This window comes from Paenibacillus sp. SEL1, from assembly GCF_054602535.1.
On record NZ_CM137723.1, the window covers coordinates 5,491,622 to 5,515,487 of the forward strand.

Annotated in this window: 25 protein-coding genes; 4 read left to right on the forward strand and 21 right to left on the reverse strand. The window is 46.2% G+C overall.

Annotated features, from left to right (window positions below; all coding sequences use genetic code 11):
* Nucleotides 1-80 precede the first annotated feature (80 nt).
* The 14 genes from accC to ACYCSE_RS25280 form a co-directional block, all read right to left on the reverse strand.
* A complete protein-coding gene (gene accC, locus ACYCSE_RS25215) occupies nt 81-1,424 on the reverse strand; it encodes an acetyl-CoA carboxylase biotin carboxylase subunit (RefSeq protein ID WP_039270945.1) in 1,344 nt (447 codons plus the stop codon).
* A gap of 60 nt (nt 1,425-1,484) precedes the next feature.
* Nucleotides 1,485-1,976 (reverse strand): acetyl-CoA carboxylase biotin carboxyl carrier protein, encoded by a 492-nt coding sequence (gene accB / locus ACYCSE_RS25220; protein WP_039270944.1) that lies wholly within the window; start codon nt 1,974-1,976, stop codon nt 1,485-1,487.
* A 138-nt stretch (nt 1,977-2,114) separates the two neighbouring features.
* The gene (locus ACYCSE_RS25225; RefSeq protein WP_039270942.1) at nt 2,115-2,939 is read right to left on the reverse strand and encodes a SpoIIIAH-like family protein; all 825 of its coding nucleotides are present in this window, start codon (nt 2,937-2,939) and stop codon (nt 2,115-2,117) included.
* 62 nt (nt 2,940-3,001) lie between these two features.
* Nucleotides 3,002-3,643 carry a stage III sporulation protein AG gene (gene spoIIIAG, locus ACYCSE_RS25230; protein ID WP_029517255.1) on the reverse strand — a complete coding sequence of 214 codons (642 nt, stop codon included), beginning with the start codon at nt 3,641-3,643 and terminating at the stop codon, nt 3,002-3,004.
* Nucleotides 3,644-3,659: 16 nt separating this feature from the next.
* The gene (gene spoIIIAF, locus ACYCSE_RS25235) at nt 3,660-4,430 is read right to left on the reverse strand and encodes a stage III sporulation protein AF (protein WP_459700514.1); all 771 of its coding nucleotides are present in this window, start codon (nt 4,428-4,430) and stop codon (nt 3,660-3,662) included.
* Nucleotides 4,431-4,469: 39 nt separating this feature from the next.
* Entirely contained in the window at nt 4,470-5,660 is a 1,191-nt protein-coding gene (gene spoIIIAE / locus ACYCSE_RS25240; protein ID WP_039270939.1) for a stage III sporulation protein AE, read from the reverse strand.
* A gap of 12 nt (nt 5,661-5,672) precedes the next feature.
* Nucleotides 5,673-6,062, reverse strand: coding sequence for a stage III sporulation protein AD (gene spoIIIAD, locus ACYCSE_RS25245; protein ID WP_452567090.1), 390 nt, complete (start codon nt 6,060-6,062; stop codon nt 5,673-5,675).
* An 8-nt stretch (nt 6,063-6,070) separates the two neighbouring features.
* Nucleotides 6,071-6,274: a stage III sporulation protein AC gene (gene spoIIIAC / locus ACYCSE_RS25250; RefSeq protein WP_010345636.1), complete on the reverse strand. Its 204-nt coding sequence runs from the start codon at nt 6,272-6,274 to the stop codon at nt 6,071-6,073.
* Nucleotides 6,275-6,286: 12 nt separating this feature from the next.
* The gene (gene spoIIIAB / locus ACYCSE_RS25255) at nt 6,287-6,805 is read right to left on the reverse strand and encodes a stage III sporulation protein SpoIIIAB (protein ID WP_029517252.1); all 519 of its coding nucleotides are present in this window, start codon (nt 6,803-6,805) and stop codon (nt 6,287-6,289) included.
* Nucleotides 6,798-7,793 carry a stage III sporulation protein AA gene (gene spoIIIAA, locus ACYCSE_RS25260; RefSeq protein ID WP_013310828.1) on the reverse strand — a complete coding sequence of 332 codons (996 nt, stop codon included), beginning with the start codon at nt 7,791-7,793 and terminating at the stop codon, nt 6,798-6,800. Before spoIIIAA ends, spoIIIAB begins: the two co-directional genes overlap by 8 nt.
* A gap of 411 nt (nt 7,794-8,204) precedes the next feature.
* Complete coding sequence (locus ACYCSE_RS25265) at nt 8,205-9,458, reverse strand: aspartate kinase (protein WP_028540593.1); 1,254 nt, start codon at nt 9,456-9,458, stop codon at nt 8,205-8,207.
* Between the two features lie 196 nt (nt 9,459-9,654).
* The gene (gene efp, locus ACYCSE_RS25270) at nt 9,655-10,212 is read right to left on the reverse strand and encodes an elongation factor P (RefSeq protein WP_029517249.1); all 558 of its coding nucleotides are present in this window, start codon (nt 10,210-10,212) and stop codon (nt 9,655-9,657) included.
* A gap of 33 nt (nt 10,213-10,245) precedes the next feature.
* Nucleotides 10,246-11,319, reverse strand: a complete 1,074-nt coding sequence (locus ACYCSE_RS25275; protein ID WP_061829060.1) for a M24 family metallopeptidase — start codon at nt 11,317-11,319, stop codon at nt 10,246-10,248.
* A gap of 81 nt (nt 11,320-11,400) precedes the next feature.
* The gene (locus ACYCSE_RS25280) at nt 11,401-11,982 is read right to left on the reverse strand and encodes a YqhR family membrane protein (RefSeq protein ID WP_039270930.1); all 582 of its coding nucleotides are present in this window, start codon (nt 11,980-11,982) and stop codon (nt 11,401-11,403) included.
* Nucleotides 11,983-12,268: 286 nt separating this feature from the next.
* Between ACYCSE_RS25280 and ACYCSE_RS25285 the strand changes: the two genes are divergently transcribed.
* From ACYCSE_RS25285 to ACYCSE_RS25295, 3 genes are all read left to right on the forward strand, one after another.
* Nucleotides 12,269-13,270 (forward strand): ABC transporter substrate-binding protein, encoded by a 1,002-nt coding sequence (locus ACYCSE_RS25285; protein ID WP_250261065.1) that lies wholly within the window; start codon nt 12,269-12,271, stop codon nt 13,268-13,270.
* Between the two features lie 175 nt (nt 13,271-13,445).
* A complete protein-coding gene (locus ACYCSE_RS25290; protein WP_039270928.1) occupies nt 13,446-14,438 on the forward strand; it encodes a DUF1385 domain-containing protein in 993 nt (330 codons plus the stop codon).
* Nucleotides 14,439-14,445: 7 nt separating this feature from the next.
* Nucleotides 14,446-14,766 carry a hypothetical protein gene (locus ACYCSE_RS25295; RefSeq protein ID WP_039270926.1) on the forward strand — a complete coding sequence of 107 codons (321 nt, stop codon included), beginning with the start codon at nt 14,446-14,448 and terminating at the stop codon, nt 14,764-14,766.
* A 118-nt stretch (nt 14,767-14,884) separates the two neighbouring features.
* On the opposite strand, the gene ACYCSE_RS25300 is transcribed toward ACYCSE_RS25295, so the two are convergent.
* The 3 genes from ACYCSE_RS25300 to mntR form a co-directional block, all read right to left on the reverse strand.
* Nucleotides 14,885-15,874: a patatin-like phospholipase family protein gene (locus ACYCSE_RS25300; RefSeq protein WP_039270925.1), complete on the reverse strand. Its 990-nt coding sequence runs from the start codon at nt 15,872-15,874 to the stop codon at nt 14,885-14,887.
* Between the two features lie 95 nt (nt 15,875-15,969).
* Entirely contained in the window at nt 15,970-17,712 is a 1,743-nt protein-coding gene (locus tag ACYCSE_RS25305) for a family 10 glycosylhydrolase (protein ID WP_459700522.1), read from the reverse strand.
* Between the two features lie 136 nt (nt 17,713-17,848).
* Nucleotides 17,849-18,274: a transcriptional regulator MntR gene (gene mntR / locus ACYCSE_RS25310; protein ID WP_007430946.1), complete on the reverse strand. Its 426-nt coding sequence runs from the start codon at nt 18,272-18,274 to the stop codon at nt 17,849-17,851.
* Between the two features lie 251 nt (nt 18,275-18,525).
* Here mntR and splB point away from each other — a divergent pair, with 251 nt between their 5' ends.
* Nucleotides 18,526-19,590 (forward strand): spore photoproduct lyase, encoded by a 1,065-nt coding sequence (gene splB, locus ACYCSE_RS25315; RefSeq protein ID WP_459700525.1) that lies wholly within the window; start codon nt 18,526-18,528, stop codon nt 19,588-19,590.
* On the opposite strand, the gene ACYCSE_RS25320 is transcribed toward splB, so the two are convergent.
* The 4 genes from ACYCSE_RS25320 to ACYCSE_RS25335 all read right to left on the reverse strand — a co-directional run bounded on the left by ACYCSE_RS25320 (nt 19,583) and on the right by ACYCSE_RS25335 (nt 23,681).
* On the reverse strand, nt 19,583-20,299 hold the full coding sequence (locus ACYCSE_RS25320) for a cytochrome c biogenesis CcdA family protein (protein WP_459702569.1): 717 nt from the start codon (nt 20,297-20,299) through the stop codon (nt 19,583-19,585). The genes splB and ACYCSE_RS25320 overlap by 8 nt on opposite strands.
* A 165-nt stretch (nt 20,300-20,464) precedes the next feature.
* Nucleotides 20,465-22,483 carry a methionine--tRNA ligase gene (metG, locus tag ACYCSE_RS25325; RefSeq protein WP_250261062.1) on the reverse strand — a complete coding sequence of 673 codons (2,019 nt, stop codon included), beginning with the start codon at nt 22,481-22,483 and terminating at the stop codon, nt 20,465-20,467.
* A 414-nt stretch (nt 22,484-22,897) separates the two neighbouring features.
* The gene (gene yidD / locus ACYCSE_RS25330) at nt 22,898-23,188 is read right to left on the reverse strand and encodes a membrane protein insertion efficiency factor YidD (protein WP_459700527.1); all 291 of its coding nucleotides are present in this window, start codon (nt 23,186-23,188) and stop codon (nt 22,898-22,900) included.
* Nucleotide 23,189: 1 nt separating this feature from the next.
* On the reverse strand, nt 23,190-23,681 hold the full coding sequence (locus ACYCSE_RS25335) for a Fur family transcriptional regulator (protein ID WP_013310843.1): 492 nt from the start codon (nt 23,679-23,681) through the stop codon (nt 23,190-23,192).
* Between the last annotated feature and the right edge of the window lie 185 nt (nt 23,682-23,866).

Below are 23,866 nucleotides of genomic sequence, written 5' to 3' on the forward strand. Positions count from 1 at the left end.
ATTTCAAAGCAGACATGCTCACTTATTATCCATACTATATCATTTGGCGTTCATTATGACAAACTGAGGAAATATACCGATTAAACTTCGTTTTCCTCCAAAAATTTAATATCAAAATCGCCTCTAATAAAGGTCGGATGCTCTAGCAAGCGCTGATGAAAAGAAATCGTTGTGGGTATGCCCTCAATAGCAAACTCAGACAAAGCCCGCTTCATTTTGGCAATTGCATCTTGCCGTGTAGGTGCCCACACAATCAGCTTGGCGATCATAGAGTCATAATAAGGAGGAATGCTATAACCTGGATATGCTGCGCTGTCTACCCGTACTCCAGGACCGCCTGGAGGCAGATAAAATCCGATTTTACCCGGTGCAGGCATAAAATTGCGATCCGGGTCCTCAGCGTTAATACGGCATTCTATCGCCCAACCATTGATGGTGACTTCTTCCTGCGTAAAGGAAAGCGGATGTCCTTCAGCGACAGAAATCATTTCCTTAATCAGGTCTACACCGGTAATCATTTCTGTTACGGGATGTTCTACCTGAATACGTGTATTCATTTCCATGAAATAGAAATTATTGTCCGGGCCAAGCAAAAATTCGAGAGTACCTGCACCAGAGTATTGAACGGCCAAAGCTGCACGAACAGCTGCCTGACCCATTTCTTCACGAACATCCTGCGATATTACAGGACATGGTGCTTCCTCCAACAACTTCTGACGACGACGCTGCACAGAGCAGTCCCGTTCGCCCAAATGGGCAACATTACCATGCTTGTCCGCTATGATCTGTATTTCCACATGTTTCATACCGGTCAAATATTTTTCTAGGTACACACCCGCGTTGCCAAATGCTTTTTGCGCCTCCTGCTGAGCGGTAGTGATTTGCTGAATAAGGTTATCCTCATCTTCGGCGATACGAATACCTTTACCTCCGCCACCTGCTGTGGCCTTGATAATTACCGGATATCCGATATCACGTGCGATGCTGATCGCATCCTGCAAATCCTCAACCAGCCCGTCTGAACCCGGAATAACCGGAACTCCGGCATCCTTCATGGTCTGCTTGGCTACGGCCTTATCTCCCATTTTGTTAATGGCTTCAGGAGAAGGACCAATAAACGTAATATTACACGATTCGCAAATTTCAGCGAAGTCTGCGTTTTCCGCCAAAAATCCGTAACCTGGATGAATGGCATCACATTCAGTCAATGTAGCAACGCTCATCAGGTTCGTAAAATTAAGGTAGCTGTCCTTAGATAGCGTCGGTCCGATACAGTAAGCCTCATCTGCGAGACGCACATGTAACGAATCCTTGTCAGCTTCCGAATATACGGCAACTGTCGAAATATTCATCTCGCGGCAAGCGCGAATGATACGAACCGCAATTTCTCCACGATTTGCAATCAATACTTTTTGAAATGTCATGACTTTACCTCCCTGGGAGCAGTCCTGCCGAACCCTCAAAAGAGGGTTCAAACAAGCTTTTTACTCCGGTTTCACAAGGAACAATGGCTGGCCATACTCGACCAACTGTCCGTTTTCGGCCAAAATTTCCACAATTTCGCCCTTCACTTCAGCTTCCAGCTCATTCATCAGCTTCATCGCTTCAATGATACATACCGTTGTTTTTTCGCCCACTTTGCTGCCAATACTCACATACGGAGCCGTATCCGGGGATGAAGAACTATAGAAAGTTCCTACCATCGGAGATACGATTTTATGTAGATTGCTTGCATATTCCCTCGGTTCCCCAGCAGTTGCAGGTCCAACATCGGACTGTACTTGTGGATTTGGAATAACAGCTTGTGGTGCCACTGCATAAGTAGGTGTTGCCACAGGAGCCTGTACCGTAACGATCTCGCTTTTGCCAGGTTTTCGGATCAACAGGCGAGTTCCTTCATTTTCAATTTCAAGCTCATGCACAGACGTTTCATCCACCAGCTTGATCAATTCCTTAATCTCGCTTAATTTAAACATCTCTATTAATCACTCCTTCAGCATTTTGCCGGTTGCTGATTACATTGTTGAAACAGCTTTATGTATTATATCACAATCATTAAAAATAGAAAGAGCCCGGAATAATGCAGAAATCCGGGCTTTTTCGCGTTTTTTGTCTTATTGTGTAACATACTGGACACTGATCTTATCCTGCGTTACGTTCAGTTCCTTCATGACTTTATCAACAATTGTTACCGCTTGCTTAGCATCCAATTTTTCACTCAGAACCACTACTTTGTATTTATCAGCATCTTCCTCACGGACGACCGCATTGGCGAACTGCTGCTGAAGCTCTTCTTCAATTCCAGTAATTTTAGCCTGCTTATCTTCAAGTACATGTAATTCCTTTTGAGCCTCCGCGGCTTTCTTGGGTGTGCTGTCGTTCATTGCGGTAGTCAGTTCATCATTTTTCTTCTGATTTTCCACGTCCCGTTCCAGCAAATAGTTGTCAATCACAGCTGCTGCTGTAGGTTGGGCAGCTTGATCGGTTGCCACTTGATCCAGTACCTGCTGGTCGGTTTTGGCTGTAGAGGCTGCTTTGTCGTCACTTTGTGCTGTCGCGTCCGTCTTAGTCGCAGTTGTGTTTTGATCGGATGTCGCTGGTTCAGTAGTAGGGGTAACTGCCGTATCTTTATCGCCTTTTGAGTTTTCTGTTGCTGGGTCAGTTGTGGAAGCCGTATCCGATTTTGTGGAAGTTGCTGATGCTCCATCAGTTACTTCTCCATTCGTCACTACTTCATTTACCTTCAGTTCGTTCAATTGTTCCTCTGCCTTCGTCGTTGCTTCCTGTGCGGCATCCTGCTTAACCTTGCTCACTTGCTCACTATCGGCTACTGGTGGATTGGCAGGGCTTGAGTCCTCCGTAAACAAATAATACGCAGACAGCACGACCATTAAACTCAGCATGGACACCAGCCAAACGGTTTGTCTTTTGTTATTCATGTTCCGTCCTCCATATTCATTAATGGTTTAAAATATAAACTTCTTTGTTCCTAAATCCCAAATTATCCCTGCTTGCGCGGTACGACTGAAATTTTGTAGGAAGGTACATTTAGTCCCTTCTGTACAGCATCGACAATTAGCTGCTTCACTGTAGGGTTTTCTGCCCCCATAGCCACAACAAGCACTCCCCTCACCTGCGGTTTTACTTTTTTTGTCACAATCGGGGTGTGCTGGCCACCTGATGACTCATAGGTGACAATCTCGCCATCACGTGTATATTGAGTAGTGTGCCGTTGTCCGCCATTGGCGTCCGTCTCGTTGTTCTCTTCTTGCATGTCCTTTACATTGCGTTGAACGATAACTTCTTCGGTGGAATCTACCGTAACCATGACATCGACGGTTCCTACGCCAACAATCTGCTCCAGCATCTGTTTCATATTGTCCTCAAAAACCTTCTCGATCCCGGCAAAGGAACTTTCTTCACCTGTTGTTGTCTCTAACGTAGGCTCATTTTTCATCACGCCAGGCGGCTCACGGCCTACGTTTTCTGGATCAACCTTTTTCACATTAACGAATGAATTAAAAAGCATGATCGCTACACCGATAAGGCCAAGTATAAGCAGCCAACGAAATGAGTTGAATCTTTTCGCCCCATCCGCCCCTCCACCCAGCCATTGCTCCAGCTTTTTCAGCCATTTGCTCATTTCTGCTCACCTCCTGTTACCATTCATGTGTTCCATCCTGCGAAGAAACCACCTGAACATTTTTGCTGTCTATCCCCCATTTTTCACGTAGAAGTCCTGTAATTAAACCAAAAGCTTTCGTATCCGTTGGCTTTCCGTCCTCAGCAGTTTTATCAGGATTACGATCTTCTTCTCGCGTTCCTTCATTAAGTTCTGAATTTTTTGTATGTGTCGGTTCCACACGAATATTCACTGTCTTTTCGGCTACAGGCTCCACCATTATCGGCTTGGCATCTGCACCAGGCGAGACGTCTGTGTTGTTCTTTTCTTTTTCTGGCTGCTGCTCTGCCAATTTGACCACTACCGACTGGACACCCGTTCCTGCCTCCAGCTCCGATTCCTTCTGTTGAATCTTTGCAAGGGTAACCTGGACCGACTGAATTGCTAACCCAGTATATTGTTCCAACTGTCCTTTCATTTCCTTAGCTACCTCTTTGCCGGCCCATTGCATGGAGCTTTGTTCTTGCTGTTGCTTCAACTGGCTGCCTTTTGCTAAAATCTCCTCCAATGTCGGTTCCCTCTTGCCTGTCTCAGCCTGACGTTGAAGATCCAATGCTCGCCCTAGAACCTCGGAGGGGCTGCTACTCAGTAAGCGCACGACCGGAGACAGCAACGTCAGCAAAACAAGCAAGCTGAGAACGAGTTTGACATACCTTTCCATAGATCGGCTCGGTAAGATCATATCGACAAAAGAAGCCAGCAACACGATTAGCACCAGTTCCTTAAGCCAGCCTCCCAGCCAGGTCACTTCACTCCCCTCCCCCCTTGTTGGTTTACATGCATTGGTTCACCTCATCATGACCGTCATATTGCCTGCTGCGAGCATGACTGTAATCGCAAGGAAAGACATTAATCCCACTGCCGCCAGCGCCGCGAAAACATAAATCATGCTCTTGCCGATTGCATCCAGACATTCCACGATAGGCGTATCCCCCAAAGGTTGCATGATCGCTGCTGTCACTTTATAAATGAGAGCCAGTGTCAGAATCTTGAGGGCGGGAAAGGCACACAGGAACAATATAATAATGACTCCTACCAGACCAATGGCATTTTTAACGAGCAGCGAAGCTGAAATGACTGTATCTGTCGCATCTGCCAACGCCTTGCCGACCACCGGAACAAAGCTACCCGTAATATATTTGGCTGTGCGGATCGTTAATCCGTCAGTAACTGACGAAGTCAAGCCTTGTACCGAAATGACTCCCAGAAATATGGTCAGCAGCACTCCCAGCACTGCTACTCCAGCGTTCCGCATCAGATCGGCTAGCTGGGTCAGTTTGTATTTGCCCGTCAGCGAGTTGACCAAGTACAGCACAGCCGAGAAGAACAGTAGCGGGAAAACCAGCGTATGAATGACTGTTCCGACTGTGTTGATCATAAATACAATCAGCGGGTGGGTCACCGAAACTGTTACGACGTTCCCCATCGAGGCTAACATGGTAAACAACAAGGGCAACATTGCCATCATGAAGTGAATCATGCTATCAATCGCTTCTTTGGCATAACCAATCGCTACACTAAAGCTATTAATCGCCAGAATGATAATGACCATGTATACGATAGCGTAGGCCACTTTGCTGACCTGTTTGCTTTCAAAAGCGCTTTGCAGCGTTTCCAGCACCATACTCATAATGCTGAGCATGACGATGGTGACGAGCAACTTGGCATTTACTCGAATTTCATGGATGAAAAAATCAGCTATAGCGCTCAATACACCCTTTATGCTGAATCCTTCACCGCCTGGAAGCAGCATGTCCATGAAGGAAGGCGTTTTCTGATCAGGGAAAAATCCGCCGTATTCCTGCATGAGCCCGTCCCAATAATGTTCTACTTCATCTTTGGGCATTTGCTCCGCCTGCTGTCTGATCCATTCGTTAGTCGGTGTATCTGCAAAGAGGACCGCAGCTGAGGCACACCAAAGACATAGCAACAACATCGCAATTACTTTGAGATTCGGCATGCCCCCTAGCCTTTTCATGGCATCACCCCCTCAGGCGGGCATCAGCTTCAGAATGGTATCAATAATAATGCTGATAATCGGGATTGCGAGCACCATAATGAGTACCTTTCCGGTAAGCTCAATTTTGGAAGCAATCCCGTCTTGTCCTGCATCCCGAACGATTTGCGCTCCAAATTCAGCAATATAAGCGATACCGATTATTTTCAATACGGTTTTAAAATAGATCATATCCATGCCCGAAGACCGAGCCAGTCGCTCCAGTACAGAAACCACAGATCCGATCTTGCCAATCAGCAGCAAAAAAATGATGATTCCCGCAGCTGTTGCAATCAAAAAGGCAAACATCGGCTTCTGTTCCTTAATGACTAAAATGAGGACTGTGGCAATGAGGGCGAAGCCCACCACCTGAATGATTTCCATGTGTCCACCTACTGAAAAAGAAAGATAGATTTGATCTCTTGCAGAAGGTTATCCAGCATTCGCACCACCATGAACAGGACCACGACGAAACCGATGACCGTTACCCAGTGGGCCATGTCTTCTTTGCCCATTTGCTTTAATACGGTATGAATCATAGCGATAATAATGCCAATTCCGGCAATCTGGAAAATCGCATTCACTTCTAAATTCATTCGAGCACCCCGCTAATAGATCAAAATGACGATCAATGCTCCGATCAGCAGTCCCAGGCTCCTGCTCATACGCTCGTACCTCACCTGATCTGCCTGCGCCTGCGCTTCCTCATGGGATAACTGCTGGATGGTCAGCGCAATGTGCTTGATCTGGTCTTCACGGTCGCTGGTTCCAAGACTGTAAGCAAGCTGCCGCATCGCTTCCTTCTCGGCTTGCTTCATAGAGGAACGGCTCCACGAGTCTTCGATGGCTTTATGCAAGCTTTCTCTGGCAGTCAGGCCAAAAGAAGGGTGCATCCAGCGTGAGGCTTGCTGAAACAGAGTGCGCAGCGGCTCTCGCAAGGGCTCTCCTGTCTTGGCGAAAGCATCTGGTAGCGGAGACACCCCGTAGGAAACCTCGGTGGTCAGTCTTTGCAGCGCAAGAATCAACTCCCTGATTTGCCGCGGCCTCATCGCAAACTGCCTTGCCCGCTGCCAGCCTGCAAGCGTAGCGGCCAGTATAACCAAGGCGGCACCCAGCAACTTAAGCATAGGAGATGCCCCCATTCTGCCCTTCTCCAGGCAGTGTAATCCTGCGTTGCTTGGCATCTGCCAGCCGGAATGAGACGCCCCGGCTCGTCCGCTCCAGCATGACGTAGAGTTGAAACAGCTCTTGCCCTGTAGTTAATCCAGCAAAAGCAGGCCGGGTCGCCATTTCAGCCACATCGCGACCATGTGCGGAAGCAATGACTGCAATGCCTGCATGAAGCGCTTCGCGCACCGCCTCCGCATCTTCCGGTCGTCCGATTTCATCAACAATGAGGACATCCGGTGACATCGAGCGGATCATCATCATCATGCCTTCTGCTTTCGGACATCCGTCCAATACATCGGTGCGAGGCCCGACATCAAAACCGGGGATACCTTTGTGACTGCCAGCGATCTCAGAGCGTTCGTCTATAATGCCTACCTTGAGTCCATTCCGTCGCCCCCCATTGCTTTCCATCCCTCCGTAACTGAGTTGCCGAGCTAAGTCCCTAAGCAGTGTCGTTTTGCCATGCTGAGGAGGGGACAAAATGAGGGTGTGCCGGATTTTCCCGGACATTCGATCTGCTACATAAGGCAATATCCGATCAGCTATGCCGGGAATTGCACGAGCAATTCTTACATTAAAGCTGCTTATATCCCTCAAATGTTCCACTCGTCCTCGGTTGAGCACGGTTCTCCCTGCCAAGCCAATACGATGACCGCCAGGGATCGTAATAAACCCTTTACGAAGCTCCTCTTCCATGGTATACAGGGAATGATTGCTGATAAAATCCAGCAGTCGGTGGGCATCCTCACGGTCAGGCTTATAGGCTTCTACATGGTTCAAAGTCAGCCGACCCGCAGACGTTACAAAATGATGATCACCATTTGCATTAATTTCCAACGGCCTTCCTTCCCTAACCCGGATTTCTTCCAGTTGCTTAAATACCGTTTCCGGAAGCCTTCCGAGTATACCGTGCAACGGTTCAGGAAATAACTCCAGCCATTCCATACCGATGCCGCCCCCTCACAGTTGTCCTTTTTCTTTAAGACAAGTCTATGGTTGACTCTCGCTTTTTATGCCGAAAATATATTGAAAGCCTAGGCAAACTTTTGCTAACTCCTATCAACGCTCAACAGACCTTTCCCCCGCTTGTTAAAGCACCATTCTCTAATTCGCACAAATAAAAAAGGGCCTCTCAAAGCCTTGTCGGCTAAGGGATACCCTTGGGTAGAAAAGATAGATTCAGCAAAAAAGAGGCTGCCCCTCAGTCTAACTCTCACTGATGGAACAACCTCTTAACCTACTGCTGTATTCTATGATTTATCAAACTATAAATAGAGGACTTATAATGTATCAACCTTTACCTGTCATAGCATCGTTCACATTAGACATATTCATGTCTAGATCACGTTGCAGTTATTAACGACGGTCTTGCGGTCCACCCACAAACGCTTGCTCCTCGGTGTCCAGGTTATAAGCTGTATGCAACGCCTGAATAACCTCATGAAGCTTACCCGCTTCAATTACACACGATACTTTGATTTCAGATGTGCTTACCATTTTAATGCTAACGCCTTGCTCTGCCAGTACGGCAAACATTTGCGCAGCGACACCTGGATGGCTAACCATTCCTGCACCTACAATGGATACCTTCACCAGGTTTTCCTCAGACGTTACTTCACGGTACGGAAGCTCTCCACGAATACCTTCCAGCGTCTTCAGTGCTGCTTCACGATCCGTCAGAGCTACGGTAAAGGAGAAATCTGCTTTACCAGCTTCGACCCCGCTCTGTACAATAATGTCTACATCAATTTTAGCTGCCGCCAGTGTTCCGAATACTTTCGCCAGTACACCGGGGATATCGGCGACGCCCAAAATACTGATTCTTGCTACATTTTTATCATATGCAATCCCACTGACTACAACGCCCTGTTCCATTACTGCATCCTCCTTTACGACCGTTCCTTCATTATGGTTAAAACTGGACCGCACAATCAGCGGTACCCGGTTATGTTTGGCATATTCTACCGCACGAGGATGCAATACAGCTGCACCCAGATTGGCTAATTCCAGCATTTCATCATAAGAAATTTCTTTTAGCTTACGAGCAACTTTCACGATCCGTGGATCTGTTGAATATATACCGTCCACATCCGTGTAAATTTCGCAGGCATCCGCTTGAATCGCCGCCGCCAGCGCAACGGCCGTCGTATCAGAGCCACCACGTCCCAGCGTCGTAATGTCTCCCTCTGCAGACATCCCTTGGAAACCAGCTACAACAACGATCTTATTGCTGCTCAGTGCATCCAGCACACGCTGAGGTTGAATGTCCGTAATTCGTGCTCGACCAAAGTCAGATTCAGTACGGAAACCAGCCTGCCATCCCGTAAACGATACCGCTTCATGACCCAACTGCTGAATAGCCATCGACAATAAGGCGATTGAAATTTGCTCACCTGTCGTCATCAACATATCCAACTCACGTGCAGGCAACTGCTCATTCAACAATTTGGCCTGGTCAATCAGTTCGTCTGTCGTGTCTCCCATTGCGGAAACGACCACTACACATTGATGCCCTTCACTCTGTTTCTCAACAACGCGTTTTGCCACGCGCTTCATGCGCTCCGTGTCACCGACGGAACTGCCTCCGAATTTCATGACATACAAAGACAACGTTATTCACTCCCTCAGACTCAACAGTATGTAACCTTGAGATGGCACCAAACGACTGAACGTGACATCCTGCGGCATAACTTTAGTACAGTATAATACGAAAGTGCTGTGTGGAGCCAATGTTTTTTAATATTAGTGCTTATAAAAATATCCCCTGCCCTTAACAAGGACAGAGGAAATCTAAAAGTTGCAAATTTTATGCGCGAGACATGTATTTGCCGTCACGTGTATCAATCAACAATACGTCATCTTGGTTAATGAACAAAGGAACTTGAACATTCAAACCCGTTTCCAGTTTGGCATTTTTGGTAGCACCTGTAGCCGTATTACCTTTAATGCCTGGCTCTGTTTCGATTACTTTCAGTTCCACGCTGGTAGGCAGGTTAATACCCAGAATTTCGCCGTTATAGCTGACGATATTTACATTCATGTTTTCTTTCAGGAAGTTAAGCTCCCATTTCAGTTGATCGCTGGACAATGTGAATTGATCATATGTTTCATTATCCATGAATGTATGGTCGTCTGCACTAGCGTACAGATAGGACACACCACGATTTTCGATTTGCGCCCGACCGATCGTTTCACCCGCACGGAATGTACGTTCAACGGTGTTACCGTTACGCAAGTTTTTCAACTTGGAGCGTACGAATGCTGCACCTTTACCCGGTTTTACGTGTTGGAAATCCAGCACCGTAAAAATATCTCCGTCTACCTCGACGGTCAAACCTGTTTTAAAATCATTAACGTTAATCACTAAAATACCCCTCCTACAGGACTGTTATCGTTATTAAACGACTGTAAATTCTTTGCTCGAATGTGTTAATACTTTGATGCCGCTATCTGTAATAACGATATCATCCTCGATCCGTACACCGCCCAATCCAGGGACATAGATACCTGGCTCGACCGTTACCACCATACCCGGCTCCAGAATATCATCACTCGCCTTCGACAGACGTGTAGATTCATGTACTTCAAGACCCAGACCATGACCTGTACTGTGCCCGAAATTGTCTCCATAGCCATGGCTCGCAATAATATCCCGGGTCAGTGCATCCGCTTCACGGCCTGTCATGCCCGGCTTAATATGTTCGAGTGCGTGAAGCTGCGCCTTAAGTACAATATCGTAGATTTCGCGCAACTGGGGCGCCAAATCCCCTTGTGTAGCCACTGTACGTGTCAAATCAGAGCAATAGCCATCCAGCAACGCACCAAAATCAAACGTAATCAGCTCGCCTGCTTGTACTAACTTAGCACTGGCTACGCCATGGGGCAATGCCGAACGAACCCCGGAAGCCACAATTGTGTCAAATGAAGAGGATGTAGCTCCCTGCTTGCGCATGAAGAATTCCATTTCCAGATCCAGCTCACGCTCGCTGACACCTGGCTTGATGTAAGGTAAAATGTGCGCAAATGTAGCATCTGCCAAATCCGCTGCCCGCTGCATCACTTCCAGCTCTTCTGCATCCTTGTACACTCTTAACTTCTCCACAATGCCCGACACCGGAACCAGTGAAATAGGTGACAAATCTTCGCTATAAGCTTTATGCGTCGCAACAGTTACCGCATCTTGCTCGAAGCCTGTTTCGCTGATCTGATGGGAAGACAGCAATTCTTTCACCGTTTCCATGACCTGTGCAGCGTGCTGCACCACCGTGAAGCCTTCGGCTTGTTCGGTCGCTTGCGTCATATAGCGAAAGTCAGTCAGCAAATAGCTATGGGATTCCGTAATCAGCACATAACCCGCCGAACCTGTGAAGCCTGTCAAATATCGACGATTGACAGGGCTAGTAATTAGCATAGCCCGCAGATTATGCTCGCCCAGCGCCTGCCGCAGCTTTAACACCCGGTCATTCTTCATCTTTCATTCCGCTCCCCTCTGTCAAATAACCAAATGCTATTTTAACACAGGGAATAGGCGCTTGAGAAGTTTTTGTTACGTTCAGCCCTCAGCTTTCTCAGGCTCGCGCTTTCTTTCATCCGTATACTCGACAGCAACCGTATATCCGATAAATAGTCCCCACAGCATAAACACACAAATTTCCGTATATAAGGAATTCCATGTTAACCGATTAGGGGGATTCATCATCCCTAGCTTAGGACCTGTTAATACAAATAAAACAACCCACCAAATCAGGCCATATACAATTCCGGGTAAAGGACCCTTAAATCTGCGCAGCAACAGAGTGTACACCAGTGAAGCTACGACGGATAATGCAATAAAAAACAGTAGCCCTACCAGGTGCCCCGCCATGGTGTTCATAAACGAATGCTTGAAAAAAGGCTCTGCGAGAAAGCCAGGCGCTACTACCGTAAAGTGCAACTTATAAAACAGCCAGCGCAGCAATCCCCAGAGCACACCCGCAAAAAAACCCAACTCAAGTGCAAAAGGAATGAGAGGCGTATGTATTTTGCCTGACTGCTGTCTGCCTCCACCACTGTCGTTATGATTACGTTGATCCTGAGATTCGCGAGACTGCTCCTGTTCATGGCCTATCTTGGGTATAGAGTAGGTTTCACTCATGTTGTTTAATCCCCTTTCAAGATGCAAACTTTTTTCATGGTAAAGACTATTGCAATCGAAGATGCATGTACTTCCATGGGATTCTGCATTCCCATTTTGCTAGGTAGTATGCTCAAAAGGAGGATATTTTAACAATGAACCGGAATGCAGAATAATAGCAGCTTACCAGTTAAGCGTTCGGACCCGTTTTTTGCATTGACAAAATTTCAATCCTCTATCATAATATAATGATGAAAATGATAATCATTATCATTTTCTAAAAACATATATACGGGAGAATGCTTCTATGAAAAAGGGACTCATTGGCATTTTATTATTAATGGTTTTTACGCTCACTTTGGCAGGTTGCGGAGCAGCCGACAAAGCATCGGATAAAGATCAGGCACCCACGTCGGGTAGCAAACCGACTGACACAGCGACCGGTCCTGTGACGGTAAAGCATAATCGTGGTGAGATCACGCTCAACAAGCCCGCACAGCGTGTCGTAGTACTGGAATGGACATTTACAGAGGATTTGATTGCATTGGGCGTTCAGCCGGTTGGTAATGCTGACAATGCCAACTACAAGGTGTATGTAACACCGGAGGCGGCTCTGGACAGCAGCGTGGTCGATGTCGGTACGCGTAACGAGCCGAACCTGGAGGCGATTGCTGCATTGAAGCCGGATCTGATCATTTCCAATGTTGATGGGAATGAAGCTATCTATGATCAACTCAAGGCCATCGCTCCGACGATCGAATATAATCTGAACGATGGTAACGGCTACGATCATGATAAAATGGTAGAAATTTTTAATAGCATCGCAGTCGCTCTTGGAAAAGAAGACAAAGCTAAGCAGGTGCTTGCCGAACTGGATCAGCATTATGCTGAAGCCAAAGAAAAGCTCGCCGCTGCTGGCAAGTCAGATTATCATTATATACTGACACAGGCTTTCACTTCGCAAAATGCGGCCAGCCTCCGTATGTTTTCGGATAATTCAGTCGTCGTGGCAACACTGGCGAAGATCGGTATGATTAATGATTGGAAACCGAGCAAAGTTGAACAGTATGGCTTTTCAACTGTAGGCATTGAAGCTCTGTCTGCCGTTCAGGATAGCAACTTTATCTATATTGTGCAGCCGGACGATAATGTTTTCGGTGCACCCATGAAAAATAATTCGGTCTGGAACGGTCTAAATTTCGTTAAAGAAAAACGTACCTATTCACTGAGCGGTACGACATGGACGTTTGGCGGCCCTCTCTCTTCAAAAGGGCTGGTTGACCAGGTTGTCGGGGCGATTACGCAATAGGTTGTTTCCAAATATTCATTCGGTTTTATAATGATTAGCATTTATGTGAGCAGTCTGACGCTCCATAAATGCTTTTTTTATAAGCCTGTGGTTACACCAGTTTCATCTAACTAGATATTCCCTTCCAAATTCGATACAATATACAAAAAAGCATGTATTAAGAGAGGTGAGACGGTTGTCACAAGCATCCAAGCCTGTGAGCTATGGTGGTCAGGCAGTCATTGAAGGTGTCATGTTCGGCGGCAAGCGTGTCAATGTCACGGCAGTTCGCCGCAAAACTGGCGAAATCACATATTTGGAAGTACCACGCAAGGAGCAATCCTGGGTATCCAAATTCCGCAGAATTCCTTTATTGCGGGGGATTGTAAGCATCATCGACTCCAGCGCCAAAGGTACCAAGCATTTAAACTATTCAGCCGATGCGTATGCTGATGATGAAGTAGATCCGGAAGAACGCGCTGAGCAAAAGAAAAAAGAAGAATCTCGCTGGAGTCTGAGTATGATGATCGGTGTGGCGGCGGTCGGTATTTTGTCATTCCTGTTTGGCAAAATTGTATTGACTCTCGTTCCGGTTATTGTAGAGAATTTCCTGTTCGGTAGCTTGTTTCACAGCCAAATTTTGCATAACCTCGCAGAAGGAGCTATTAAGCTGATTCTGTTACTGGCTTATTTGTGGGGTATTTCCCAAACTCCGTTAATTAAACGATTGTTTCAATATCATGGTGCAGAGCATAAAGTAATTACTGCATTCGAAGCTGGGGAAGAACTAACTCCGGCCAATGTACAGAAATACAGTCGTCTACATTACCGCTGTGGTAGTAGCTTTATTATGCTGACTGTGATCATCGGGGTGCTTGTCTATTCCTTATTTACCTACGATAGTCTGTGGGAACGTATGGGGCAACGGCTTTTACTACTTCCGATCGTACTGGGGCTTTCTTTTGAATTCCTCAAGCTAACCAATGCCCTTCGTGAAATTCCGGTACTTCGTTATTTAGGTTACCCCGGTCTGTGGTTGCAACTACTTACCACCAAAGAACCGACTGATGATCAAGTGGAGGTATCTATTGCCTCATTTAAGCGTATGCTTGAATTGGATGCTGAGTTGGAAAATGTACCTGTAAAGGAGACCTTCAACAGTCCGGTCCTTGATCCTGTGAAAGGATGAATGAATAATGAACAGACATGCCGTTATTTTCTGGCTTACCCTTGCTTTGGGTGCATATGGAATTGTGGATATGCTATGGAGAGGAAGCTGGGGCTTTCTTATAAGTTTACTAATTCCCGTCCTTGTTTTTGCAGTTATATTTCTGCTATACAAATACCTACCAGGACAACGTAGCCGTACTCCCAAAATCAAACCCTCTGTGCGCACCATGGCCAAAACAGCCAACGCACGTAAGCAGCAAACTACAGGCAAGCGCAAAGCGTATCCTTTTCATGTGATTGAGGGTTCCAAGGGAAAAAATGAAGAAGAACAACCTAAATATCATTAATGATAATCACATCCTTTAAAATGTAGCACAAAGGAGCCATCACCCGCGTATTCAAATATGACCGGGAAAAGGCTCCTTTTTACACCCTTTTAAATTAACTTTAACTGCGAGTTAGTGTTTATTTCATAGCGTACATGGTATCCTTCATCAATTGATACTTGCTATACTGCTGCTGGTAAGAAGTAATGCTCCATTTGTGGAAAAAAGCATCCCCTGCCTGCACACCGGAAGCATACAACAAATCACTTTGCTCTGTAGAAATATTAAATTGTGCAGTGCGGATACCCAATGTTGGAATCTTAATCGTCCGATACCGATTCTCCTGCTCAATATATCGCTCATCGTGTGCTGATAGCATGGTATCAAAAATAGCCTGCAGCATGGTCAATGGACCCCGTATATAAGAAACTTTGGTCTCCGTACCCGTTTTGCCCACCATTTGAAACCCTACCGTTGGAATCGTTTTGGCCTCACGTTCATTTACAGGCTCATCAAAAAGCCACAAAGGCAAATTGCTTAGTAAAGCCCCATCAACTACAAATACAAATTGCTGAGAAAAAGTCTTTCCCTTGGCAAGTGCAGAATCAAGCCTTAACATAACAGGATCAAAAAAATAAGGGATACTTGTGCTCATCCGAATGGCTTTAGCTACCTCCAGTGAAGAGGGATTGATACCAAAACGTTTGATATCCTCAGGAAGCACCAGAATGCGTCCATTCGTAATATCTGATGCAATAATGCGCAATTTGCCAGGAGGTAAATCCGCGAACGTACGCACTCCCTTAGCTCGTAACAGCTCACGTACCCAGTGCTCCAGTGCCTCCCCTGAGTAGAGCCCTTTTTTAAGAAAGATACGAGCTGCTGGTCCAACCCACTTAATATTGAACACTGGAGAACGTCGTAACAACTTGACCAAGGGGGTTTTCTCAATTACGGCTTTCATTTCATCCGCAGAGTATCCCGCCGCCAATAAAGCAGCTACAATAGAACCTGATGATGTACCTGCCAAACGATTGAATACAATTCCATGCTCCTCCGCAGCCTTAACTGCACCCGCCAGCGAAATTCCCTTAACCCCTCCACCCTGGAACACAGCATTGATCAGCATAGATCAAAAAACCTCCGTTCTCTTGGGAGTAAGCAGTTCTACTGCTTATGTATGAGAACGGAGGCCCAAATAGAACCTATATGATCCAATTTATATCACATTTGATAATAATTTTGAAGAAGCTGAATGAGTCCGTATGGATTTTTACGCAAATGCTGTGCACTAAAGTAAATATCGCCTCTGACCTGTTTATAATCTTCGTTCAGTTCAAGCTGCTTAATTAGCTCTTGAGCCGTTTGCCAGCCCTTTTCAGGGGTGCCGATCTTATACGGAGAATGACCGATATACAGCTTAACATCTGTGTTTTTGACCTCATTGGACCACCATGCGACAAGCTTGTCATATCCCGCCGCCGGGAAACCGATACTCCAGTAAATTTGTGGAGCTACATAATCAATCCATTCTTTGTTAATCCAGGTTCTTACATCCGCAAACGTCGTATCATACGCTGTAACGCCTGCCTTCGTGTCTGAACCCGTTAAATCCTGAGATTTGTTACGCCATACCCCAAAAGGACTAATTCCAAATTGAGCTTTAGACTTGCTGCCATGAATACTTTTGCCCAAATCGCGGACAAAACTGTTCACATTGTCTCTCCGCCAGTCGCCCTTGTTAGAGATTTTGTTGGCATTATATGCTTTGAAGGTCGCATCATCATCAAAAGTCCCGCTGTAAGGATAAAAATAATCGTCCAAATGCACGCCGTCAATATCATATCCGTTCACGACCTCCATAATCGCCGCAATGACATGCTGACGTGCAGCCGGAATTCCTGGATTGATGTACAATTGGCTACCATTCTTAACAATCCAGTCCGGGTGTTGATTAGCCACATGGTTTGTAGCCAAACCGCTGGTTGTTCCTGTGGAATTCGCACGGAATGGATTAAACCAAGCATGAAATTCCATCCCTCGCTTATGCGATTCGCTAATCATAAATTTCAAGGGGTCATAGCCTGGATTTTTACCTTGGGTGTTGGTCAAATACTTGCTCCATGGTACGAGACTCGACGGATAGAGCGCATCACCGCTGGCACGAACCTGAACAAATACCGCATTGATGCCCATCCCCTGCAAATCATCGAGCATTTTAGTAAACTCCTGCTTTTGCTTCTCGGAGCTGCTTCGGGCAGCGGAAGAAGGCCAATCTCCATTAATGGTAGAAATCCATGCTCCACGCATGGAAGTTGAAGCCTTTACCTGAACAACATTTGCCTGCGAAGAACTTGAACCCTCCTCACTAGTAGACGTTGACGGTGAAGTGACAACCGCCTGCTCATCATCGATAGCTCCCTGATCTGTACTTACACTGCCCTGATTGCCAGATGCAGACGTATCTGATATGGAGCCGCTGCTTCCCGCAGAAGTGTTCCCGCCAGTAGAGACACCTTCCTTACCACTGCTTAACGTAATGACTCGCTCTGAAGCTTGCCAATCCACTTTTAATCCCAACTCTTCCCCAACAAAACGCAGTGGCACCATGACTCTCCCGCTTGTCATACGGGCAGAGGCATCCAGTCGAACTGACTTGCCATTCACTGTAGCGCTTTGTGCACCGTTCTCCATAGATATATTTTTGTTCTGTGCTGTAATCGTTACCGTACCGGACGATTCCGACCAGTTGACCTGAGCGCCCAATCCCTCACTAATCACTCGCAAAGGAACCATCGTAACATTGGCTCCCTGTACAATATACGGTGACGCGTCACTTTGCAGGGACTGTCCGTCCAATATAATTTCAATATCACCAGTTGGAGCTGCTTGAACTCCAGGAACGATGGCAGTCTGCACTGCTAAGAGTAGACCAGCAGCCAACGCCACTATTTTCTTTCGATTCATATTATTACAATCCTCCGCTAACCCTGTTAATTTTAACCCCTATCTTGTCCTGCTATATAATGGATAGACGCTAATAACCGGATATTTGTTGCGGTCAGGACAAATAAAAAAGCATCGTCCGTAAGGACAGATGCTTTTAGGAATCTCCACTCAATTCCTTGTGTATGTCATGAAGCTGGCGCAAGCGATCTTCATCCCGGCGAAAATATTCGACCAATGTTTCGATACGGGTGATGGAATCCCAGCTCAGATGATGCTCAATACCTTCCACATCTTTATATATCAGGTCCTTGTCAACCCCAATCATATCCAGAAATTGCTCTAATAACTGATGGCGATCAACCAACCGTTTGCCGACCTTTTTCCCTTTCGGTGTCAAAATCAGTCCCCGATACTTCTCATATACAAGATAATCGTCCTTATCCAACTTCTGAATCATTTTGGTGACAGACGAAGGATGCACCTCTAACCCCTCTGCGATATCCGAGACACGAGCATAGCCCTTCTCATCAATCAGTTGGTAAATGCGTTCCAAATAATCTTCCATGCTTGGCGTTGGCACTTGTTTCCCTCTTTTCTGTTATTGAACGGGCGCTTACCGCCTTCATTTCCTGCGTTAAACCTACTATGTAATGATACATGTTATCATTGCCCATTGGCAAGTCTCATCCCTTCACTCACAGCTATTGCCACGATTTGTTCAATTTAAGCCGGGCACACTAATATCGTCGTCCTGTATCGTTTATTTCTGCGGCAAAATGTTAAAGTTGGACACCAGAGCAGTGTGGATTTATTTCGAAAGGAGCGTTAGCCATGTCTACGCTTGAGCGTACTCCTGTCCAAACCAGAGGAACCAAGCCATTTTTGCCTGACCTGGTGTTTTTTGAGCCAGACGCACTGAATTATCCCAAGGGCCAGCGTATTATGGATTGGGTTAAAGCCAAGGATATTCCGTATCGGATGACTACCTCTCACAACCGAATTACCAATTTACCAGGTGAAACTGAAGTTGAAAAGTACCGAATGGCAAAAAAAACTTTGGTAGTCGGTATCCGTAAAACGTTGACTTTTGACCAATCCAAGCCCTCTGCCGAATACGCTATCCCCATTTCGACTGGCTGCATGGGGCACTGTCACTACTGTTATTTACAAACAACCTTGGGAGCAAAACCGTATATTCGTGTATATGTCAACACTGACGATATCTTATCAGCAGCTAAAGCTTATATCGAGGAGCGTGCGCCTGAAATTACCCGTTTTGAAGCAGCTTGTACCTCCGATCCGGTTGGTTTGGAGCATATCACCGGAACGCTTGGAGACTTGATTCGTTTCATGGCAGATGAGGAATTTGGTCGTCTGCGTTTTGTTACTAAATATCATCATGTTGATCCATTGCTGGATATTAAACATAATGGTCATACTCGCATCCGCTTTAGCATTAATTCCGATTATGTTATTAAACAGTTTGAACCTGCAACTTCACGCTTCGAGGAACGTATTGAAGCCGCGGGCAAAATCGCACGAGCAGGTTATCCACTGGGGTTCATCATTGCACCCATCATCTGGTATGACGGCTGGGAAGAAGGCTACGGCGAGTTGCTGCGTAAATTGGGAGATTCCTTGCCCCAGCATGCTACAAAAGATTTGACGTTCGAATTAATTCAGCATCGCTTCACCAAAACATCCAAAGCTGTCATCGAGAAACGTTATCCGAAAACCAAGCTGGAGATGGACATAGAGAAACGCAAGAAAAAATGGGGCCGCTGGGGACAAAACAAATATGTTTATCCCGATGAACAACAAAATGCACTACGAGAGTTTATCACAGAGCGCATTTTTGAACATTTCCCTTTAAGTCGTATTGAATATTTCACATAACTAGCATCCAATCTGGGGTAATCCGTTGTAAAAATAGCGTTACATCAGTCATATGATCTGTTACCAGTAAAATGCCAGTGATAACAAGTAGTATGCCACCTGTTTTGATTAGGATGGAGGTATAGCGAGAGGATAGTCGAACAGAGCCTGCCAGCAAAGCTAATACAAAAAATGGAATCGCAAAGCCAAGCGCATAGCCTGTAATCAGCTTGAACCAAATGCGATGCTCTACTGCCGCCAAAGCGATAATAGCTGTTAGCATGGGACCGATACAGGGCGACCAGCCTGCCGCAAACCCAATTCCGATCACAAAGGAACCGGCGTACCCGGCAGGCTTCCATGTCCAGCGAAACTTATGCTCCCTCATTAGAATCAAAGGACGCACCACACCAAGAGATACCAGTCCCATTAGTAAAATAAGTAACCCTGCTACCACTCTTAGCGTATCCCCATAATTAGCAAACCATTCTCCAAGCAACCCCACACTTGCACCCAGTGAATAGAAAACGACCGAAAAGCCCAATACAAAAGCAAGTGTATGTCCCATCGTACGATAACGAACCTCGGCCTTGTGCCGTCCTTCAGCCAGTTCACGAGCAGACATCCCTGTCATATACGATAAATAAGATGGATACAGCGGTAAACAACACGGTGAAAAAAAAGAAACCAGTCCGGCTACGATCGCCAACCCGGCGTTGATATTTGTCATCATATACCCTCCCACCTGTCTTAAGTGAACACGAACAAACAAGCCCTGCCTACTAAAACATACGTGTAGCGGGAGCAAAATATGATGCAAGCCAAAAAGCGCATGCCCAGGAAGAATGATTCCCGGACATACGCTCGTTACGTTCTTTTATTTTTATATAGCGTACTACTTTACAACTGCACCATTCGGCATACCTTCCGGTACGGTGGCCAGCGTAAGCTGATCTCCATGTGATGCTGCCAAAATCATACCTTGCGACAGCTCTCCCCGAAGTTTTACTGGCTTCAGATTGGTCACACAGATCACCTTGCGTCCAATGATATCTTCAGGCGTATAAAACTTCGCAATCCCTGATACAACTTGCCGCTGCTCATAACCAAGATCAAGTTGGAGCTTCAACAGTTTATCGGCCTTCTTCACAGGCTCGCAGGCGACGACCTGAGCAACGCGCAGTTCTACCTTGGCAAAATCCTCAATGCCAATCTCTTCCTTTGCCTCCGGGGCTTCCTGGCTCGCCTCAGATGCATTTTGCGGTTGAACTTGTGCTGTAGCTTCTTCCGGTTTCTTCCCCCCGGTCATTGCTTCCACGATAAAAGCAACCTCTTGCTCTGAATCCAGACGCGGGAAGATCGGATTACCTTTGACCAGCTGCGTTCCTTCCGGAATACGACCAAACTCCTTGCCACTATCCCATGTAGTCAGCTCACCTTGGCTAATACCGAGCTGTTCCCAAATTTTATGAGGAGCACGGGTTAAGAATGGCTGGAGTAAGATGGAAGCGATGCGCAAGCTTTCTACCAAATGCAACATAACAGATGACAATTCGCGACGTTTTCCCTCATCCTTAGCCAAGTTCCATGGTTGCGTCTCGTCAATATACTTGTTGCTGCGGCTAATAAATTGGCTAATCGCCGTTAATGCCACGGAAAACTCCATGTTTTCCATAGCTTCTTCTACTTTGCTATAAGTCGATGTTGCCATGTCTTCCAAAGCTCCGTCGAATGCTGTTACATTCGCTTCATAAGCCGGAACCTTGCCATCAAGATATTTATCTACCATCGCCACGGTACGATTCAATAAGTTGCCCAGATCATTTGCCAAATCCGAATTAACTCGATCTACAAAACTTTCTGGTGTAAATGTTCCGTCTGCCCCAAAAGGCACCTCGCGCAGTAAGTAGTAACGAAGCTGGTCCAGACCATAACGGTCAATCAATGTCACCGGGTCTACAACATTGCCTTTTGATTTCGACATTTTACCGTCTTTCATGAGCAGCCAACCATGTGCAAATACTTTTTTAGGCAACGGTAAATCCAGCGCCATCAGCATGATCGGCCAATATATCGTGTGGAACCTTACAATCTCTTTACCTACGATATGCACATTTGCAGGCCAGAATTTATCATACAACTCGGTATTGGAAGAGCCATAACCCAAGGCTGTGATGTAGTTGGAAAGTGCGTCAATCCACACATACACGACATGCTTCGGATCCCCCTTCACCTTAATGCCCCAATCGAAGGTAGTACGTGATACAGCCAAATCCTCCAGACCCGGCTTGATGAAGTTATTGATCATCTCTTTTTTACGTGATTCCGGCTGGATAAACTGTGGGTTCTCTTCATAAAATTGCAGCAACCGATCAGCATACTTGCTCATACGGAAAAAGTAACACTCTTCCTTGACCAGTTCTACAGGGTGTCCACTATCCGGGCTTTTTCCTCCAGCCACATTGCCTTCGGCGTCCTTCACCACGTCAACCAGCTGAGTTTCTGTGTAGTACGTCTCGTCAGGGATGCTGTACCAGCCTTCGTATTCTCCCTTGTAAATATCGCCTTGCTTCAACAAACGATCAAAAATTTCCTGTACGACAGCCTTATGACGTTCCTCCGTAGTACGGATAAAATCGTCATTGGAAATGTCGAGCTTCCGCCACAGTTCTTGAATACCTGCCACAATATCATCTACGAAACGTTGCGGCGTTTTGCCTGCTGCACTCGCTTTCTGCTCTATCTTCTGACCATGCTCATCCGTTCCTGTCAAATAGCGCACTTCATAACCACGTAGCCGCTTGTAACGGGCCATTGCATCTCCCGCAACCGTCGTGTAAGCATGACCTATATGTAGCTTGTCGCTCGGATAATAGATCGGTGTCGTAATGTAAAATGTGTTCTCATTGGACATGTATGTTGCCTCCTGTTTTGTTCACGGCAGCTCGATAAGATCTGCTGACATGATGGTACTCCAATTCATGAATTTGGCACAAATTGGGCACAAAAAAGACCCCCGCCCCTATGGGACGAGAGTCACCTCACGCGTTACCACCCAATTTTCCTGTATCCTCGCAGACTACAGGCTTCACCGGTCACATCTGACCGCCCATTAACGCTGGAACACGCCTCCCTCTTACGCTTGCCTCCCAAGCACTAATAACTGTGGCAAATACGCTCGAAAAAGGTTCCTCCAGGACCATATTCAGGCTTCGCTCCAGACCGGTTTGCAGCTAACCCCGGCTCTCTGTACTGGACGGTTTACCCTACTCATCCCTTCGCAGGAAAACAATATTAACCAAAATATAACCAAATCCGCATAGCGCTGTCAAGTCAGACCCTTCTTGGAGTGGGTAGCCAAACGATCTTCGCTAGACCTATCTGTTCCCTTTTTTGCAGGAGGGACCAAATCTACGCCGCCCGGATGAAAGGGATGGCACTTGGCTATACGCTTAGCAGCAAGCCATGAACCTTTGAGTACACCATGCACCTCTACCGCCTCCAACGCGTACGCCGAACACGTTGGATAGAATCGGCAGGTAGCCGGCTTTAACGGTGAAATATAGGAACGATAAAACTTAATCGGAGCCTGTGCCACTCTGCGTGTGGTGATTTTCATTTCAGTAGCCCCCGTGGCTGTGAGTGTGACTGCTCGTCTGTCTGAATCCCCCATCCGAATTACTATCAGTATGCCCATTCTTCTGTTGACAATCTTTGCAATAACCAAAAATTTCAAACTTGTGCTCGACGATTTGGAATTGATCCGTTGTATCTGTCATTTGCATTGGACAAAAAGAAATCGGTAATGTTTTCTGACAGCTCAAGCAAATCATATGGTGATGGTGATGATGCTCATTACAGCTCACCTTAAACTTCATTCCATCCTCAAAAGATACCTGTTCCAACACACCCAATTCCTGCATTACACGCAGATTACGATAAACCGTATCAAAGCTAAGTCCACTGTACTTCTTACCCATATATTCATAAACGTCTTTGGGGGACAGATACCCTTCATTCTCGGAAAATAACGTGGCCAACGTCTTGCGCTGATCTGTAATACGCAGCCCCTGAGCGGACATTGTTGCAATAATCTCATCCTTTGTCAGCATGCGTTTCACCCTCCCCTGTCTGTAGTTTCAGGTTTTCTGATGCAGGCTTAGGCTTGCATCTATTTATTATACCACGATTAAAGTCAATATTATAAGAGATATTCGTATCTATACATAAGAAAAAGACGCTCTCCGGCGCTACGATTAAATTCGCAGCAGGAGAACGCCTATATTCTGCAAGTGAC

Excerpts from the sequence above, each read along its gene's own strand:
- splB (WP_459700525.1), top strand. The coding sequence starts at position 18,526 with ATGTCTACGCTTGAGCGTACTCCTGTCCAAACCAGAGGAACCAAGCCA.
- ACYCSE_RS25275 (WP_061829060.1), bottom strand. The coding sequence starts at position 11,319 with ATGAAGAATGACCGGGTGTTAAAGCTGCGGCAGGCGCTGGGCGAGCAT.
- spoIIIAC (WP_010345636.1), bottom strand. The coding sequence starts at position 6,274 with ATGAATTTAGAAGTGAATGCGATTTTCCAGATTGCCGGAATTGGCATT.
- ACYCSE_RS25305 (WP_459700522.1), bottom strand. The coding sequence starts at position 17,712 with ATGAATCGAAAGAAAATAGTGGCGTTGGCTGCTGGTCTACTCTTAGCA.
- ACYCSE_RS25225 (WP_039270942.1), bottom strand. The coding sequence starts at position 2,939 with ATGAATAACAAAAGACAAACCGTTTGGCTGGTGTCCATGCTGAGTTTA.
- ACYCSE_RS25335 (WP_013310843.1), bottom strand. The coding sequence starts at position 23,681 with ATGCTGACAAAGGATGAGATTATTGCAACAATGTCCGCTCAGGGGCTG.
- accC (WP_039270945.1), bottom strand. The coding sequence starts at position 1,424 with ATGACATTTCAAAAAGTATTGATTGCAAATCGTGGAGAAATTGCGGTT.
- metG (WP_250261062.1), bottom strand. The coding sequence starts at position 22,483 with ATGTCCAATGAGAACACATTTTACATTACGACACCGATCTATTATCCG.
- ACYCSE_RS25285 (WP_250261065.1), top strand. The coding sequence starts at position 12,269 with ATGAAAAAGGGACTCATTGGCATTTTATTATTAATGGTTTTTACGCTC.
- spoIIIAB (WP_029517252.1), bottom strand. The coding sequence starts at position 6,805 with ATGCTTAAGTTGCTGGGTGCCGCCTTGGTTATACTGGCCGCTACGCTT.
- spoIIIAA (WP_013310828.1), bottom strand. The coding sequence starts at position 7,793 with ATGGAATGGCTGGAGTTATTTCCTGAACCGTTGCACGGTATACTCGGA.
- ACYCSE_RS25320 (WP_459702569.1), bottom strand. The coding sequence starts at position 20,299 with ATGACAAATATCAACGCCGGGTTGGCGATCGTAGCCGGACTGGTTTCT.
- ACYCSE_RS25280 (WP_039270930.1), bottom strand. The coding sequence starts at position 11,982 with ATGAGTGAAACCTACTCTATACCCAAGATAGGCCATGAACAGGAGCAG.
- ACYCSE_RS25300 (WP_039270925.1), bottom strand. The coding sequence starts at position 15,874 with ATGCTGATCAATGCTGTGTTCCAGGGTGGAGGGGTTAAGGGAATTTCG.
- spoIIIAE (WP_039270939.1), bottom strand. The coding sequence starts at position 5,660 with ATGAAAAGGCTAGGGGGCATGCCGAATCTCAAAGTAATTGCGATGTTG.
- spoIIIAD (WP_452567090.1), bottom strand. The coding sequence starts at position 6,062 with ATGGAAATCATTCAGGTGGTGGGCTTCGCCCTCATTGCCACAGTCCTC.
- accB (WP_039270944.1), bottom strand. The coding sequence starts at position 1,976 with ATGTTTAAATTAAGCGAGATTAAGGAATTGATCAAGCTGGTGGATGAA.
- yidD (WP_459700527.1), bottom strand. The coding sequence starts at position 23,188 with ATGAAAATCACCACACGCAGAGTGGCACAGGCTCCGATTAAGTTTTAT.
- ACYCSE_RS25295 (WP_039270926.1), top strand. The coding sequence starts at position 14,446 with ATGAACAGACATGCCGTTATTTTCTGGCTTACCCTTGCTTTGGGTGCA.
- spoIIIAG (WP_029517255.1), bottom strand. The coding sequence starts at position 3,643 with ATGAGCAAATGGCTGAAAAAGCTGGAGCAATGGCTGGGTGGAGGGGCG.